Here is a 15,971-nt window from a genome sequence, read left to right as displayed (position 1 = left end):
AGCGAGTAGCAAGATAATAATCCTATTTTTCCATTTGAATTTCTTCTATAATTTCTAAAAATGCCCTTACTTGCTTCAATTGTCTGGCCGATTCACTCGTCAATAACCATGTTTCTCTCGTTAATTGAACAGGTGTTTTATACATATTTTCCTGTACTTCTTTTAAAACAGTAGAAGGTAAAAGAGCATAACCTATACCATTTAAAACGAGTTGCTTGCAAGTCTCAATTTGATCAACCACAATTGTTCTCTTAGGTGGATTAGAAAATAAACCATACCACCAATTTTGTATTTGTCCATAATAAGTCGAATCACTTTTAAATTGAATAAATGGTCTATTTGTTTCTTTTAACATCGTAATATCTTTTATTTCTTTATCCACTAAATAAAGTTCATCTTCAAATAATTGTTGCTTCTGACCTTTATATTCTTGTGTTCCTCTCAATATAGCAACATGAACGTCCCCTTCATAAAATTGCTTTTGTACTTCACTACTCCAGCCAGTAAACAGCGATATTTTCACAGAAGGGTATTTATGTACAAACTTCTTCAAAACAGGAGGAAGCCAATATTGACCAATAACTGATGCAACAGCTATTTTTAACGTTCCGTGAGTTTCTGTTCTAAAAACAGCTAGCTCACTTTTAATATCCTCTTCCTTTTGCAGCATTTCTTTTGCATAATTTGCGACTTTTTCCCCTTCAGGTGTAATTGTCAATCCTTTTTGTGAGCGAATAAAAAACTTCATTCCCCATTGTTTCTCCATAGATTGTAATCGTTGACTAAGCGCAGGTTGTGAAACAAATAAACGTTCCGCCGCTTTTCTCATATTTGATTCCTGAGCTAACACAACCATCATTTGAAAATCATCAATTTGCAACTTTCTCCCTCTTTCCTTAGCTTCCATACACCTTATCTTAATAAGCTTTTCATCCTTAATTTAACTATATACTCTTATATTTTTTATCTTTTTAAATATAATACATACACAACTGATATGCACGAAAAAAAAGTGACTTCTCCGCTTCTATGAAGTCACTTTTCTCACATTATCGATTATGTTGCCTTACTTTTTTATTCAACAATTTTAAAATAGCCCGACGTGTTAAAATCCCCTCAAAATACCCATCTTCATTGACAGCGCAAATAAAAGGATGATCAATTGTCATTTCTAAAGCTTTTGCAAACGAATCTTCTAACTTAAGAACCGGAATGTCTTCCTTCATCACCTGTTCTACTTTCATTTCGTCAAGTCTTTCAAACTCAATACGTTCTAACCCTAACATACCATCTAAAATCATAGCAGTACTAATTAACCCATGCAATTTATACATCGGGTCCAAAACAGGTATCGCCGAATATCCAGATTTCACAAGAACGAGTAAAGCATGCTCTAAACCATTCCCCATTTGGACATGTGCTACTTTTTCTGATGAAATCATTAAATCTTTCACAAAAATTTGTTGAAACTCGTCTTTCGGAATACTAATCATATTACATCCCCCATTTTCCTACTTTTAATCACCGAATCTATTCATATTTTATGACAGCGTTTTCATATTATTATTTTGTCCTTACTTTATTTCAATAAAAACAAAATTACACAGCTATTTTAGCATACAACACAAAAAAAAGACTACCATCCCGGTAGCGCTTAATACCCCTTATTTTTTAATCTGTAAAATAACCTTGTGATTTTTTTATATTGTGTCACATCTGTCTGTTTTAAACCATTCTCAATATCTGTAATTTCCACAGCTAAAATTTCACTCGCATAATTTTGCTGAAATAGAATATCTAGTAACAAACTCTCTTCTTCTTCTGTTAAAACAAATTCCCTTTTCATATACCCCTCTCCTTATACTCGCATCGTTACTCTTATTATATATAATTTCCAACCTATTTAATAGATGTAATATTCAGTTTTTAGCAAAGGATATATAAAAATTGTTTTTTATTTCGTATATCGATTTGCATAACTAAACGCCGCATAAGCATCTGGCTTAATTTTTGCAGTTAATCCCATCGCTTGAATTTTCGCTGTCATATCTAGAATAAATTCTTTTGTTAAACCATCATTTCCGATATCCAAGTGAATTTCCATTATAAATCCAGCTCCCTCTTGAGCATATGGATGCAATAAATCCCATATTGTTTGTATATGATTTGGAGTAAATAGGCATGCGATCTCTTGGCTAAACTGCGTTTCTAAATATATTTTCTCACGTAAAGTTGCTGGCTTATCTTTCACTGATTTATGGTGTAAACACCCCCAGGCACCTTTTCCAACGCGATGAATATGAATTGCCGTAATAAACCTCGTATCCTTTTGATGTGCTTGTGAGTCTGTCCCAATGGATAAGCGATATAAATTTCGTGGATCCTTTTCAATGAAACTACAAATACGGCTAAAGACCATATCAAAATTTAAATGTCTCTCTGAAACATTATAAAATGTATGTTCACCGGCCACATAGTCACGTCCTTTCAATTAGACAGACTTTTCGTATTCTCATTGTATGGGACAAAAATAAAAATTATAACTTCCTATCCTTTATTCGTTTCAATATTTCGAATTACATAATGGCAAACTTGGCACGTATAAATTACATTTTGATTCGATTGAGCTGTTAATACATGAATAATCTCAGCAGAATTGTGACATTTAGGACAAAGCACAACTGGTAAACGTTCCATACAACACACCTCCTCGTTATTTTTATCTCGCTTTTGCTATCTGTAAACAACCAATTGGTGATGACTAATATTCAGTATAGGACGAAGAAGCCCCACTGATTACAATTTCACTTTATTACCATTGTAGGAAAAATGAAAACTCCCTATACATATATGCTAAAAAGTAATAGAACTAAAAAAGGTGTTGCCATATGGCAACACCTTTTTTATATGTATCAAGAAATGATATCGTAAATCTCAATTGCAACCATATCGATATTATCGAATTGATACACTTGAGGTTTTTCACCTTGTTGATACACTTCTAACTCATACATTTCACTTTTATCGAAAAATTTCACGCTACATTTGCGCTCACCGTTCACTTCAAAATAGCGTTGTGCTACTTCACCGCTTTCAGCTTGTTCTTGTAGACTAACAAGTCGAGTTAAAATTCCTTGGAGTAGAGACATGAAATCTCTCCTTTCTCTGATCTTCCTACCAATAGGTTTTACAGCTATACTCATTCTATCCGTCATAACAGAAAAAATGTTCCACAGTCTAGGATAAAGGTTATTGGCCAGAAACTCAACTAAAAATTTGTCGAAATGCGAAGGAAAAAACAGAAAGAACATCTTTTCCCTTCTTTATTGCGATTTTTATACTGGAAGAATATAATAAAAAACAGAAAAAAGGAGGAATTACAATGAGAAAAATTGAGGTTTACACACAACCTGATTGTCCGCCATGTGTCATTGTGAAAGAATTTTTAAAGCATAATAACGTTGTATATGAAGAATTTGACGTAAAAAAAGACGCTGCTGCACGCAATCGTCTTTTATACGACTATGATTCGTATTCAACTCCAACAGTTGTAATTGATGGAGAAGTTGTTGCTGGTTTTCAAATTGAAAAATTACAACAGCTACTCAATATTGAATAAGAATAGGTAAAGACCTATTCTTATTTTTATCCCACTATTTGTGGGCAGTAATAGCCCGATTGGTGCGAGCTATTACTCAGTGAGAGATGAACATCCCCCACCAATTACAGTTTCACTTTATAATTGTTGTAATCGTTTTATTTCAGTTAAAAGTTCTTGGCTTTCATGATATCCGGCCAATTTCCATTTCCCTTGATCTCTTTGCAATGTTACAATTTGATATTGTCCACTTTTCGCCCGCTCATATACATATAAAATTTTATGCTCTTCATCATATGACATTTTCGTTTCTGAATGAAAAGAAAACGGCGCTTCTTTTGCTGGAAGTAAATATTCACCACTTTGTTTATCACTTCTACTATTTTCATCTGTAAATACTTGAAGGAAATTCTCTGTAAAATATGGTGATAACGTTTCTATCATCTTATTCATCGGCAAATGCTTCCCACGAATTGAAAATTGGGTTTCATAGCCCTTTTGTATCGTTGTAAACACTTCTTCCCGATCGACTTTCACTTCCTCTTTTCCTAAAACAGTTGTGACACTATAACCAACTAGAAAGGCAACGCATACAAATAGAACTAACCATATTCCATATTTCCTCATTTTTTCACCTTCCTTTTAAGAAAACTTGTCTTTGTAGTATTCATTGTAACAATGATTATGCAAAGACAGGGGTGGTTTCGTTCGTAAAATCTTTACAACGATAGACAGCATTTTCATCACCATTTTCACTATTACCAATTTATGATAAAAACAAACAAAAAATGCACGAATCTCTTCGTGCATTAAAATAAAACATCTTCTTCATATAAATATTCATACGATAAATCTATAAATAAAAAGTTTTCATCATCAATTGGGAAGGAAAATGTTCGTACCATCTCACCGGTTTCAATATCAGCATATAAATCTGAAAGTCTTGCCTTATTCTCAAAACGCATTTTCATAATATTTTCTAGAAAATACGGACGCCAACTCCAGTTCTTCATATAATACTCAGGCATCACAATCCATTCCCCATCTTTTTTCATAACGTTTCCTGATTGTTGGAAACCATCTTCGTTACAAATAAATATGCGGAAACTACACTGTGATACACTTTGGCTAAATTGTAATAACCAATCATTTATATCTTCATTCTTTTTCTGTTTGGCTAGAACATCACCAATTCGATCACGTAACATTTCTGTTAAATTATAAATTTTTTGTAATTTCTTCTTCTCATGTTGAATAAATTGATGACACTCATTACCAAGTCGTTCTTTCAAAACATTCGTTTCAATAAAATCAGGTAAGCACTCTTTCAAATAATTCCCTTGATAATATCTACCACCGTTTTTCCAAGCATATTGTAGTTGATAAAAAGCATCTATTTCTTCATATAACAATGTTGCACCAATTCTTCTAGCAAGTAATGATAAAGAATATAAAATATCTTGATAAGATTGTAAAAGTGCAGTTTGCCTTAAGTTTGTTAAATCTACTTTTAAAATATCCGGTGCTAACACGCTAATACGTTCTAAATTACTTGTACCCGTTCCGACTTTATTAATCGAAATTTGAATACCATATGTACGATAATACATAAGCAAATGATTAAATTGCTCTATATCTTCTTTACATTCATGTTCTGTAATTTCTAAAACAATGTGTTTCAAATTTAAACCTTGCTCTTCATACATCAATAAAAGTTGAAGTAAACTTTCATCATCATCGTTCATTAATACGTTAGCATTCCGATGTATAAATAATAATAGTTTTTGATCACTTTCTAAATAACGATTTAAAGCTTTTTCTACTATAATGTTATCCGCTTCCAGTTGAAACTCACTCGGAATAGAATCATCATGAAAGAAAGAAGCTAAACTTTGTATGCCCTCTTCTGTTTGAATACGTCCTACTACCTCATATCCAATTACAGTATGCTCATCAGCACTAAAAATAGCTTGATAATAAGGAAGGACTTTATCCAAGTTACTCATTACATCTAATGCATCTATCAATGTACTTCCCTCCCTTTACTTTTCAAAAATTATAACATGATATTTACGGAAAAATAATAAAAAATCCCTTCAGTTTTCCTGAAGGGATTAGAGGGGTAAAATGCTAAGGGGAATTAGCAATTCTACTATGAAGAAAAAAGAGGTCTTAAATATAACGTATATATGACCTCTTGTAAACACTTTTCTTTCACATGTCACAATTCCGTCACATTTAACCTTGAGAATATGAATCAAACATTCATTTTCTTATCCCTTTTAAAATGGATATTGATGTAAATGTTGTCCTCCATCCATTGTCATGCAAGTTCCATTTATGTACGCAGCTTCATCTGAACATAAATAATAAGCTAGACCTGCAATTTCTTCTGGCGTGCCCAGTCTTCCAAGCGGAACACTTTGTATCGTACGCTTAGCCATTTCTTCTGAAATCCATAATTTATCAGCACCGCCCGTACGTTCAATTGGTCCTGGCGCGATAGCATTAACTCGTATTCCATATTTACGGCCCCACTCAACAGCGAGTGTCTTCGTCATTGCTAATACTCCAGCCTTCGCAGCAGCCGAATGAATAACTCCCGGACCTGCATCCCATGCATATGTTGCTACCATGTTAATGATATTCCCTTTTATGCCTTTTTCAATCCAATATTTTCCGACAGCATGGCTGCAGTAAAATGTACCGTTTAATACAATATTAATGACTGAATTCCAGCCATTCACGGATAAATCTTCTGCTGGACAAATAAAGTTTCCAGCTGCATTGTTTATTAAAACATCAATTCGACCAAACTTCTCATCAATCTCTTCAATCATTTTCTGAATGTCATCAGTATTTCTTACATCCATTTGTACGGGTAATACTTGCCCCGGAAATTGTTCAATTTCCAACTTTGTTTCCTCTAGTTTTTCCTTTGTACGTCCTGTAATAACAACTCGTGCCCCTTCTTTTGCAAAACGGGTCGCCATTCCTTTTCCCATTCCGCTCGATCCACCTGTTATAATAACTACCTTTTCTTTCACATACATCCCCTCCCAAAAATGAATACACATTCATTTTATCATTTTATTTAATAGAAATCTTTATATTTTTAAACTTTTCTGATATTTTAACGTAAAGAGGTTTCTTTTTATTCGTTTTTTTCGTAATCTATACTACTTTTTTATTATTTAAAATATATTTTAAATAAACTGAAAGGAGATTTGAGTAACCTATAAATGTAACGAAAACATGTGATATAAGTTAAATAGGTATACTCATATTTTTATGAAGAAAATTACAAGAAGAGATTTTTTTAAAGCTGGAATGCGCACTTGTCTATATTCATTTATAACCACTAGCATCGGATACTATTACGCTAAATATATTGAGCCTCATTTACTCTCTTTTACAGAGCATACACTTAAATCACAACTCATACCCAAAAGTTTTCATGGTATGAAGATTCTTCAATTTAGCGATTTACATCTCGGATACTATTTCTCTCTCCAACATTTATCTCAAATCGTTTCTAAAATTAATGCTGTAAAACCTGACATTGTTCTTTTCACTGGTGATCTCATTGATAATTATCAAACATATACTGACACTCCTTTCGTTCCATCTATTTTAAAAAATATACAAGCACCCTTCGGTAAATTTTCTATTTATGGTAACCATGATCACGGCGGATATGGAACGGAATACTACGAGCACATCATGCGTGAATCTGGATTTGAACTACTACTAAATAGCGAAAAGAGAATTCGTCTACTGGATAATAGTGAAATTTCAATTTTCGGTCTTGATGATATACTACTAGGCAAACCCAAAATAGAGAAAACACTACAGCACGCGAGGCAAAACACTTATAACATTGTTCTTGTTCACGAGCCAGATATTGCACCACAAATCGCTAAATATCCAGTTAACTTACAACTTTCTGGTCATAGCCATGGCGGACAAGTACAAATTCCCTTTTTAGGTGCTATTATTACCCCATCACTTGCTAAAAACTATGTTGAAGGTTTCTATACGATTCAAGATTTAGCTCTCTATGTCAATCGAGGTCTTGGCAGAACACGCGTCCCATTCCGATTTATGGCAAAACCTGAAATTACAATTTTTACGCTCCAACATTCGTAATAATTCGCCTATTTTCTTACATATCCTTTCTTGTACGCGCTCATCCACGTTTCATTTACCATATGATAAAAATGAGTCCAATAAAGGAGGTTTGTTCATGTATCCATATTATCAACCAATCCCAGTCCGTTCAGCACCTATTGGTCCAGTAGGCGACTCACGCTTCTTTCCGTTTTTTGGTGTTCCATTTCTAGCTGGGATTGCTGGTGGACTGCTCGGTGGAGCATTAGCTTTCGGTCCTAGACCGTATTACCCACCATATCCACCACCTTTCCCACCGCCAACACCTTATCCTTGTTATGGCGGACCTTGTCAACAACCATTCTATTATTAATGTACTCCAACAATTCTACCAATGTTATTCCCTCTCTTAACTGATCCATTAACATGCTTACAATAAAAACTATTCTCTCTACGCATCCTTCTATTTAGAGAATGTATAATAAGTAGAGAACAAAGTAAAAAAACCTCTTAAAAAAAGAGGTTTTTTTACTTTGTTCTCATTATTCAGCATCCGTGTTTTGATACGCCATCTTAAACAACTTCACTTGGCTATCAATTTCTTCTGTACTACTATTAATAACATAGTAGTACTCACCAGATTTATTCTGTTCACGTGTTTTCACATTATCAGCTAATATAAGTTGTAAAATCGCCTTAATTCTCGCCTTCATTTCAATATCTAATATCGGGAAAGATATTTCTACTCGCTTCTCCATATTCCGCGTCATCCAGTCAGCTGAAGATAAGTATATTTTCTCTTCTCCATTATGATGGAAATAATAAATTCGGCTATGTTCTAAATATCTCCCGACAACACTAACTACCCGAATATTTTCACTTACATTTGGAATACCAGGCCTTAAACAACAAGTTCCTCGAACAATGAGCTCTACCTTTACTCCAGCTTGTGATGCTTCATACATTTTTTTGATTAATGGTTTATCTGTTAATGAATTCATCTTAGCGATAATATATCCATTTCCATATTGCCTATGATAACGGATTTCTTCATCTATTAAATCCATAAATTGCTCTCTTATATCAAATGGTGCAACCGATAAATGATGAAAATGTGGCTTGGTTGTATAACCACTCAAATAATTAAAGAAATTTGTTGCATCGACCCCAAAGTCTTTTCGTGATGTAATATAACCGAAATCAGTATATAACTTTGCTGTTGCGTCATTATAATTTCCAGTCCCGAGATGTACGAACCTTTCGATTTTTCCGTTTTTTCTTCTTACAACTAGCGTAATTTTACTATGTGTTTTCAAGTGGCTTACACCGTAAATAACGTGACATCCTGCCTTTTCTAATTCTTTAGCCCAATGCACATTATTCTCTTCATCAAATCTTGCCTTCAATTCAACTAATACCGTAACTTGCTTCCCTTTTTCAGCTGCTACCTTTAGCGCCTGAATAATCGGTGAATCCCCACTTACTCGATATAATGTTTGTTTGATTGCAAGTACATTCGGATCGTCTGCCGCATCACGGACAAAATCAACTACTGGCTGAAATGATTCAAAAGGATGATGTAATAAAATATCATGCTCAATTGCTTTTTCGAATACATCTTCCGCATCCCCCAAGTCTTGAGGCCGTTGCGGAATAAGAGCCGGATATACTAGATGTTCATATAAAGGAGCTAGTTTTTTATATAAAGAAAATAGACATGTTAAATCTAATGGTCCATCCATTATATACACATCTTCATCTTTTACTTCCAACACCTCATATAATAATGCTAATACTCTTTCATCAATATGCTCTTTGCCAACTTCTAAACGTACAGCAGCTCCCCACTTACGCTTTTTTAATTCTTTTTCAATTACCTTTAATAAATCCCTCGCACCTTCTTCATGAATCGTTAAATCCGCATTGCGTGTAATACGGAAACGAGTAACAGACGATACTTTATATCCTGTAAATAATTTATGAGTAAAACCACTAATTACATCTTCTAATAAAATAAATTTATGCTTTTGCCCCTCACTCGGTAAAAATATGAAACGTTCAAGTAATGAAGGAACTTGTACAATTCCTAACTTCGTGCGGTTTTCTTCCTCCACTTGTTTCTCATCATATAAAAGAGTAGCTAAATTCAAACTTTTATTTAATAACATCGGAAATGGACGATATGCATCAATAGCTACAGGTGTTAAGACTGGAAAAATCTGCTCATCAAAATACTCTTCTATAAATTCCCTCTGTTCTTTCGTCAAATCGTGGAATGTTAAACGTTCAATCCCCTCTAACTCCAGCGCTGGCAACACATAATTTTTAAACGTATCATATTGTACAGTCATTAATTCATGGGCCTTTATCGCAATTTTATTTAATTGCTTTTTTGGTGTTAAGCCAGCCTTATTTTCTGGTTGGTTAAACCCAGCACTCACTTGATCCTTCAATCCTGCTACGCGTACCATAAAGAATTCATCTAAATTGGAACTGAAAATGCTAATAAACTTTAATCTTTCCAAGAGCGGATTTGTTTCATCCTGCGCTTCTTGTAGTACACGTTCATTAAATGCTAACCAACTTAATTCTCGATTATTGTAATAAGCTGTATCATTTAAATTCACTATATTCCCCATCAACATTTCCATCCTCTTCACACTTCCCCTGAAACTTTTTTACTATAATTTAGTTACTTTTATTTTAGCAAATTACAATATTCCAAGGTGTTAATTTTTTGTAAAGACATCCGTACAACTTAACGTTTTGATTCGAAGGATAAATTAATAGTCGTTTTCAACACTCTTTCCAGCTGCTTTTTTTGTTTTTCAGCTTGCACTTTTTCCGCTAATGCCGATTGCTCACATACAATTTTAAATGTTAATCCTTCTTTACTTTCTGTTATAGATATCGATTCAACAAGCGATCTTTGTCTTATATTCAGAGCTGCTGAAAACTGTAAAACAGCCCCTAATAGGCGAATTTTTTTTTGTTCATTTTTATCAAACCATCCTTCAAATGGGGACAAATGTTGTTTGAATAACATTTTTGATTTATAAGACGCAATAAGCGCTAATCTAACTCGCTCTTTATGCATCATCCCATCAATTGTTTTATTCGCTAATAAATAAAACGTATGTAAGCGGCTCGCTTCTTCGTCTATATATTTACCTATATTAAATACTTTCGCTGCTTGATGAAATACTTCCCAGTCTTTTACTGACATAGAAATCAGCCCTGTTTCTTCAAGTTGTTGACAAATGAGTCTTCCATGTTTAATAAGCTGCATTACAAATTCCATATCCATTTCATATTCATGTGATAATAAATACAAACTTTCTTCGACTACGTTCGGATAATATGAAATCCCCAAATCTTTTGTCAACTCTTCATAGAAAACACCTTCTCGTAACCCTTTTCTACTTAACACAAATGCTGGTGCCTCTATAACATTAACAAGCGTATGAAAAACTTCGACTGCTGGAATAATTGTATCTGCTCGATCTTTTGCCAATCCTTCCAATTTTTGAAGTTCTATGAACGACAATGCTTCCAATTCTTCTTTCACATTTTTAATATCTTCTTCTTTCATTTTATATAAATGTACCCCTGCTATAGGATAACAAATTAAATTTTGATGGATTTTCACTAAGTTCCTCGCACTACCACCAATTGCAATAAGAGGCAATTTCTTATCAATTAACCATGGTAATGTTCGAAATTGATATTCTAAGTACGTTTGAATCTTTTCCAACTCGTCTTCAGTAGGTATATCCCCTTTAATAAATTGTTGCTTTAAAGAAAGTGCTCCAAAAGGAAAGCTATGGTACTCTAGAATCTCTCTATTTCGAAAGTATGTAACTTCTGTACTTCCTCCACCAATATCTACTGTAATTCCTTCAGAGAACGAAGTTGAATTCATAACTGCTAAATAGCCGTAACGTGCTTCTTCATATTCTGATAAGACCCTAAGAGTAAAATCTGTTTGTCCTTCAACCAGTTTTTTAATTGCCTCTTGATTCTCAGCCTGTCTAATTGTTGCTGTTGCAACACAAAGTACATGATGCAACTGGTGGAATCGTGTACTTTCTTGAAATTGAAATAACGTTTGTAACAATACCTCTATTCCTTCTTCATTTAACACACCATCAATTAAGTAATTCCTTAGCCGAGCAACCACTTTCGTATTTTCAATCTCCTTATAAAAACCTCCGTTTTGCTTTTCATAAATAACTAAACGCATTGTATTAGATCCAATATCTATAATGGCATATTGCTGTTTTAATATTTCTTTCAAACTTCTCACTCTTTCATTATCAAATTTCTAAAACACGTTCTATTACTATTATACAAAATAGTTGTTTTTTGTAACAATATTGCTTTAATATTGAAAATATATACAATCACTTTTTGCATATAATAAAAACCTCTTTTATTTATGTTATAATAATGAAAAATTGAAAGGAGATTCAATATGAAGCCTTCACAACCACAATCTCAATTACAAAACCAACATTCTATTAATCGACTAGCTCAATCTATTTTCGTTGTGAATCGTCATGCTAAAGCTGCAACTAATCCGAAGTATTTATACTGGTTAAAAAAGACGGCTTTAGAACGCTTAATTGCTGAGAAAAAAGCTATTAAAGAAGGATTACATTTTTCTAGAAATCCACGTTTTAGCCAACAACAATCTGATGTTCTTATACGTTTAGGTGATTATTTTTTCCATATTCCTCCTACCAAAGAAGATTTTCGAATCCTACCACATCTTGGTCATCTTGAATCCTCCTATCGAAATCCGAAAACAACCTTATCTTTAACAGTAGCAAAAAAAACACTTCAAGATTATATTGGTCCTGAAGCATTGAAACAAGAAAAAAAATTAAGTGAACCTGTTCCATGGTATAGTCGTACTTATACAAAAAAATAAAACAGTTTGGCCAATTGTAGGCCAAACTGTTTTATTTTTTCTCTTCTTTAATTTTAATATTTGCTTGTTTATAAAAAGCTATTTTTTCTGTATTATAAGATTTCGTAAATTCATTAAACTTGTCTTTTTCTGATTCAATATCCTTATAAGATTGATTTACTACTTTTACCTTTTCACTAATATCTTTTAATTTTGTACCTTTATCTTGTAACATTGTATATAATTCTTTTTCTTGTTTTAACGATTTATTATAGCTATCATACATCTTGTTAAATGAATCTTGTCGTTTCTCATATGTGCTTTTCACTTTACCTGCTTGATCTTTCAATTTCTTATCTTCAATTTTCTTCACATATTTATCTACTGATTTCACTTCTTCTTGTGCCTTATTTAAAGATTCTTTTTCTTTTTTTAGCACTTTTTCTCGTTCATCTGTATTTTTCACTGCTTGGTTCAGTTTTTCCTTAACAGTTTGATTATTATCTTTTCCTTCTTGAACAATCTGGTTATATAATTCTTGTCCTTCTTTCTCTAAAGTTTCAAGTTTCTTTGCATCTTCAAACATTGTTTTTTCTTGCTTTGCAGCATTTTCAAACGCAACATATAATTCCTCTTCTGGTTTCGGCCCGAAACAACCGGCTAATAAAGTCATTGATAATGCAGTTACAATTGCTAATTTACTATACTTCAACATCTTTTTCCTCCTACTTATATACGATCATCGTGTAAAAAGCTATGAAAATTATATACCCTTCTATAAACTCCACACTCGCACCTTTTTTACGAAAATCATTGATATTATTTATTATACTTGTCAAATTGTATTACTTAAAATTACATTTTACGTCTTTGAACTCAATAGCAGTTTCGTATCCATCTTTACATATACTTTTACTTGGTACTTTTTAAAACTTGTTCATACTATGTATTACATAAAAGTACAACGGAATTCATCACAGCCATAATAATTTGAAGAACAACAGTAATAATTCACCTGATAAAAGATGTTCGTTGTTCTCTCACGTCTATCATTCTATCATTCCCTTTCCGCTTTTCATCAAATAATTTCTTTGTTCATTTTACACAGTTTAAATGCTAACTTGCAACAACTTACAATTATTCTTGTCATTCCCTAAAAAGGAAAAGTGTAGAGCATGCTTCCCTCTACACTTTTAAAATGAAACACATTGTGCAAAATGCATTGACACATCCATCATAATTATATGCTTATTCCATATATTTTTAAAGACTTTTATTACAATAAAAGTTCTTTTTGTAATAAAAGTCAAAAAAATGTTACATTAAAAACTTCTTCATATCATATTTCTTTAAATCAAAGTTTCACTCATTTTCTTACAAATCCCTATGCTGGTACAATTGATTTTGTGCCTTTCTTAACAATTCTTCAAAAGTTTTTCCTCCTATTGGATAACTAGCAGCTCCAAATAATAGCGTCATACTTAACAAACCATTTTCTATTTCACTTTCAATATTTTTCATTAATCGATTTGTTATTGTCGACTTTTCATGTCCGTTATCAATCGCCACAATAACATACTTATTTTCATCCCACCTAGTAACGACATCTCCTTTACGAATTGTCTTTACAATCGTACTCTCCAATTTTTGTACTAACACCTCCAATTTTTTTTCTTGCACTGTTTCTTTTAGTTCTTTCCATTCTTTCACAGAAAGGATGTACACTGTAATATTATGAGAATCCCGTTCTGATAAAGCAGCTACTTTCTCAAAGAAATCAACTACAAAATCATTACTTGCCATTCCCCCTACTCCCGTATCCATACGCCCACTCGCTCTTTTATCATACCAATGTCCAAAATAATAGCTGAGTATCATTTGAAATATATAAATAATAAAGACGGTATAAAATGATCGCGAATCCAGTTTTGTAATTACATCCTGAAGCGCAATCCATTCTGTAACTGCCACTGTATTCCCAAGTAATAACCCACTAATTTTCCCTTTATGTTTCATACTTCTCCTCCTTTCTATACCAATATATGTTTCTATAACAATTATGTTTTTCTACAAAATAAAAAATGTACATATTGAGTGTACATTTCCGCTTAAGCTTGTCTACCATTTCTATTCTATTTCATATATATACTATATATCGTTTTAGAAAGAGGTGACTTATATGCTACAAAAAGAGAATCTATCAGATATTATACGTTTACTAGCAGGTTTTCTATTATCATTAAAATTACTGTTTAATTCTTTCGGAGTGAACTTTATTACAAACGATCAAATTGATGCTATTGTAAATGTTGCTTCCTTTCTTTTCATTTTATATTTTGGTTATAAAAATAATTATGTAGGAAAAAAAGGAATGGAGCAAAAAAAAGTACTCAAAAAACACAATCTTCATTAAAAAAGGAACCTTTCTTACAGGTTCCTTTTTATCATTGCCGCACAACAACTTCATTTGTTTGCAGTGGACCATATGATACTCCTTTATATTGAAATGTATATGTAGCCTGAAATAATGCGTTTTTAAGTGCTTTATCTTTATTTGCTTTTATTTTACAAATTAGTTCTACCTTCTCATTCGGTAATAAATTATCAATCCGCCACCTTACAAGCTGGAACAGGAACTCACTCATCCCCTTATCAGCCTTTAATGAGTTTGGAATATAGGCAAAATAATCTCGAATCATATGACTTACTACAACTCGTGAAATCATTTCCATTCCTTTATTTTCAACTTCAATTCGAATAATAAGTATGTCATTTACATCATAGGTCAGTTCATATGAAAATTTTTCTTTATACATACTACGGATTTGCAATGTAACTGCTACATTAGGACATTCGTTTTCCTTTTTTGAGCCATCAATCCATAACACCGGTTGTAGCGGCATTGAACGCCTACCTTGATCTGAAATTCGTTTCCATATTTTCATAATAATATTCACCCCATTTCAGATGCATCATATCCATACGACCTTATTCTGCCTCTCCACACAATATTAATAAAGCTTGTTACAAACGATATATAGTTATTACTCTTTCTTTTATCCTATTCGACAATATAAAGAAAAAACCATTTTTCCTCTGTTAACAGAAGGTATTCTTACTGAAATATTTTTTTACAATTTCCTTCATTGACTTTACACCAATACTAAGTATTGCTCACTCTTTCGCTGCACATACAACAGAATATTTTGACGTAAGAAAAAGTTTGCCTTTTAGTCAAATTTGACTATAATATTCTTTATGGCTTTGTCAGTGCACTTATGTAAATTAATTTAAAAAACTATATTTCAAATTTTTATGCGCTGCACTCAAAACTTCATATAGTTTACTTAT

General features: G+C 32.7%; 19 protein-coding genes. 5 read left to right on the top strand and 14 right to left on the bottom strand.

Annotation, left to right across the window (positions count from 1 at the left end):
- Positions 1–22: 22 nt before the first annotated feature.
- The 6 genes from ccpC to ACSG5Z_RS12675 form a co-directional block, all read right to left on the bottom strand.
- Entirely contained in the window at positions 23–907 is an 885-nt protein-coding gene (gene ccpC / locus ACSG5Z_RS12700) for a transcriptional regulator CcpC (RefSeq protein ID WP_002008407.1), read from the bottom strand.
- Positions 908–1,049: 142 nt separating this feature from the next.
- Entirely contained in the window at positions 1,050–1,493 is a 444-nt protein-coding gene (gene cbpB / locus ACSG5Z_RS12695; RefSeq protein ID WP_000623572.1) for a cyclic-di-AMP-binding protein CbpB, read from the bottom strand.
- A gap of 161 nt (positions 1,494–1,654) precedes the next feature.
- Positions 1,655–1,846 carry an antirepressor AbbA gene (abbA, locus tag ACSG5Z_RS12690; RefSeq protein ID WP_048546142.1) on the bottom strand — a complete coding sequence of 64 codons (192 nt, stop codon included), beginning with the start codon at positions 1,844–1,846 and terminating at the stop codon, positions 1,655–1,657.
- Between the two features lie 108 nt (positions 1,847–1,954).
- Positions 1,955–2,473 (bottom strand): ribonuclease H-like YkuK family protein, encoded by a 519-nt coding sequence (locus tag ACSG5Z_RS12685; protein ID WP_000896655.1) that lies wholly within the window; start codon positions 2,471–2,473, stop codon positions 1,955–1,957.
- A 74-nt stretch (positions 2,474–2,547) separates the two neighbouring features.
- On the bottom strand, positions 2,548–2,697 hold the full coding sequence (locus ACSG5Z_RS12680; protein WP_087985092.1) for a hypothetical protein: 150 nt from the start codon (positions 2,695–2,697) through the stop codon (positions 2,548–2,550).
- 215 nt (positions 2,698–2,912) lie between these two features.
- A complete protein-coding gene (locus ACSG5Z_RS12675) occupies positions 2,913–3,149 on the bottom strand; it encodes a YkuJ family protein (protein WP_000055151.1) in 237 nt (78 codons plus the stop codon).
- A gap of 233 nt (positions 3,150–3,382) precedes the next feature.
- Here ACSG5Z_RS12675 and ACSG5Z_RS12670 point away from each other — a divergent pair, with 233 nt between their 5' ends.
- On the top strand, positions 3,383–3,619 hold the full coding sequence (locus ACSG5Z_RS12670; RefSeq protein ID WP_001225788.1) for a glutaredoxin family protein: 237 nt from the start codon (positions 3,383–3,385) through the stop codon (positions 3,617–3,619).
- 117 nt (positions 3,620–3,736) lie between these two features.
- Here ACSG5Z_RS12670 and ACSG5Z_RS12665 read toward each other — a convergent pair whose 3' ends face one another.
- The 3 genes from ACSG5Z_RS12665 to fadH all read right to left on the bottom strand — a co-directional run bounded on the left by ACSG5Z_RS12665 (position 3,737) and on the right by fadH (position 6,645).
- Positions 3,737–4,225: a DUF3993 domain-containing protein gene (locus ACSG5Z_RS12665; RefSeq protein WP_001233813.1), complete on the bottom strand. Its 489-nt coding sequence runs from the start codon at positions 4,223–4,225 to the stop codon at positions 3,737–3,739.
- A 182-nt stretch (positions 4,226–4,407) separates the two neighbouring features.
- Positions 4,408–5,625 carry an EAL domain-containing protein gene (locus ACSG5Z_RS12660; RefSeq protein WP_000564300.1) on the bottom strand — a complete coding sequence of 406 codons (1,218 nt, stop codon included), beginning with the start codon at positions 5,623–5,625 and terminating at the stop codon, positions 4,408–4,410.
- 255 nt (positions 5,626–5,880) lie between these two features.
- On the bottom strand, positions 5,881–6,645 hold the full coding sequence (gene fadH, locus ACSG5Z_RS12655; RefSeq protein WP_000660912.1) for a 2,4-dienoyl-CoA reductase: 765 nt from the start codon (positions 6,643–6,645) through the stop codon (positions 5,881–5,883).
- Positions 6,646–6,889: 244 nt separating this feature from the next.
- On the opposite strand from fadH, the gene ACSG5Z_RS12650 reads away from it, so the two are divergent.
- Positions 6,890–7,747: a metallophosphoesterase gene (locus tag ACSG5Z_RS12650; protein ID WP_048546146.1), complete on the top strand. Its 858-nt coding sequence runs from the start codon at positions 6,890–6,892 to the stop codon at positions 7,745–7,747.
- Between the two features lie 97 nt (positions 7,748–7,844).
- On the top strand, positions 7,845–8,081 hold the full coding sequence (locus tag ACSG5Z_RS12645) for a hypothetical protein (protein WP_000283744.1): 237 nt from the start codon (positions 7,845–7,847) through the stop codon (positions 8,079–8,081).
- Between the two features lie 169 nt (positions 8,082–8,250).
- On the opposite strand, the gene ACSG5Z_RS12640 is transcribed toward ACSG5Z_RS12645, so the two are convergent.
- Both ACSG5Z_RS12640 and ppx read right to left on the bottom strand, forming a co-directional pair.
- Positions 8,251–10,359 carry a polyphosphate kinase gene (locus ACSG5Z_RS12640; RefSeq protein WP_000425559.1) on the bottom strand — a complete coding sequence of 703 codons (2,109 nt, stop codon included), beginning with the start codon at positions 10,357–10,359 and terminating at the stop codon, positions 8,251–8,253.
- A gap of 107 nt (positions 10,360–10,466) precedes the next feature.
- The gene (gene ppx, locus ACSG5Z_RS12635) at positions 10,467–12,014 is read right to left on the bottom strand and encodes an exopolyphosphatase (protein WP_303740890.1); all 1,548 of its coding nucleotides are present in this window, start codon (positions 12,012–12,014) and stop codon (positions 10,467–10,469) included.
- A 168-nt stretch (positions 12,015–12,182) separates the two neighbouring features.
- Between ppx and ACSG5Z_RS12630 the strand changes: the two genes are divergently transcribed.
- Positions 12,183–12,641 (top strand): YkyB family protein, encoded by a 459-nt coding sequence (locus ACSG5Z_RS12630; RefSeq protein ID WP_000804864.1) that lies wholly within the window; start codon positions 12,183–12,185, stop codon positions 12,639–12,641.
- A gap of 31 nt (positions 12,642–12,672) precedes the next feature.
- Here the strand turns inward: ACSG5Z_RS12630 and ACSG5Z_RS12625 are convergent, their stop codons facing one another.
- Both ACSG5Z_RS12625 and ACSG5Z_RS12620 read right to left on the bottom strand, forming a co-directional pair.
- Positions 12,673–13,335 (bottom strand): YkyA family protein, encoded by a 663-nt coding sequence (locus tag ACSG5Z_RS12625; protein ID WP_088608085.1) that lies wholly within the window; start codon positions 13,333–13,335, stop codon positions 12,673–12,675.
- 659 nt (positions 13,336–13,994) lie between these two features.
- A complete protein-coding gene (locus tag ACSG5Z_RS12620; protein ID WP_262748922.1) occupies positions 13,995–14,636 on the bottom strand; it encodes a diguanylate cyclase domain-containing protein in 642 nt (213 codons plus the stop codon).
- 163 nt (positions 14,637–14,799) lie between these two features.
- Between ACSG5Z_RS12620 and ACSG5Z_RS12615 the strand changes: the two genes are divergently transcribed.
- Entirely contained in the window at positions 14,800–15,033 is a 234-nt protein-coding gene (locus ACSG5Z_RS12615) for an SPP1 phage holin family protein (RefSeq protein WP_048546155.1), read from the top strand.
- A gap of 31 nt (positions 15,034–15,064) precedes the next feature.
- Here ACSG5Z_RS12615 and ACSG5Z_RS12610 read toward each other — a convergent pair whose 3' ends face one another.
- Complete coding sequence (locus ACSG5Z_RS12610) at positions 15,065–15,565, bottom strand: hypothetical protein (protein ID WP_000708184.1); 501 nt, start codon at positions 15,563–15,565, stop codon at positions 15,065–15,067.
- Positions 15,566–15,971: the final 406 nt, after the last annotated feature.

Origin of the sequence: Bacillus pretiosus (assembly GCF_051294775.1) — a bacterium.
In the GTDB taxonomy this organism is placed as follows: Bacteria; Bacillota; Bacilli; order Bacillales; family Bacillaceae_G; genus Bacillus_A; species Bacillus_A wiedmannii.
The sequence above is the reverse complement of the archived record's forward strand: the minus strand, read 5'-3'. Positions and strand labels throughout refer to the sequence as shown.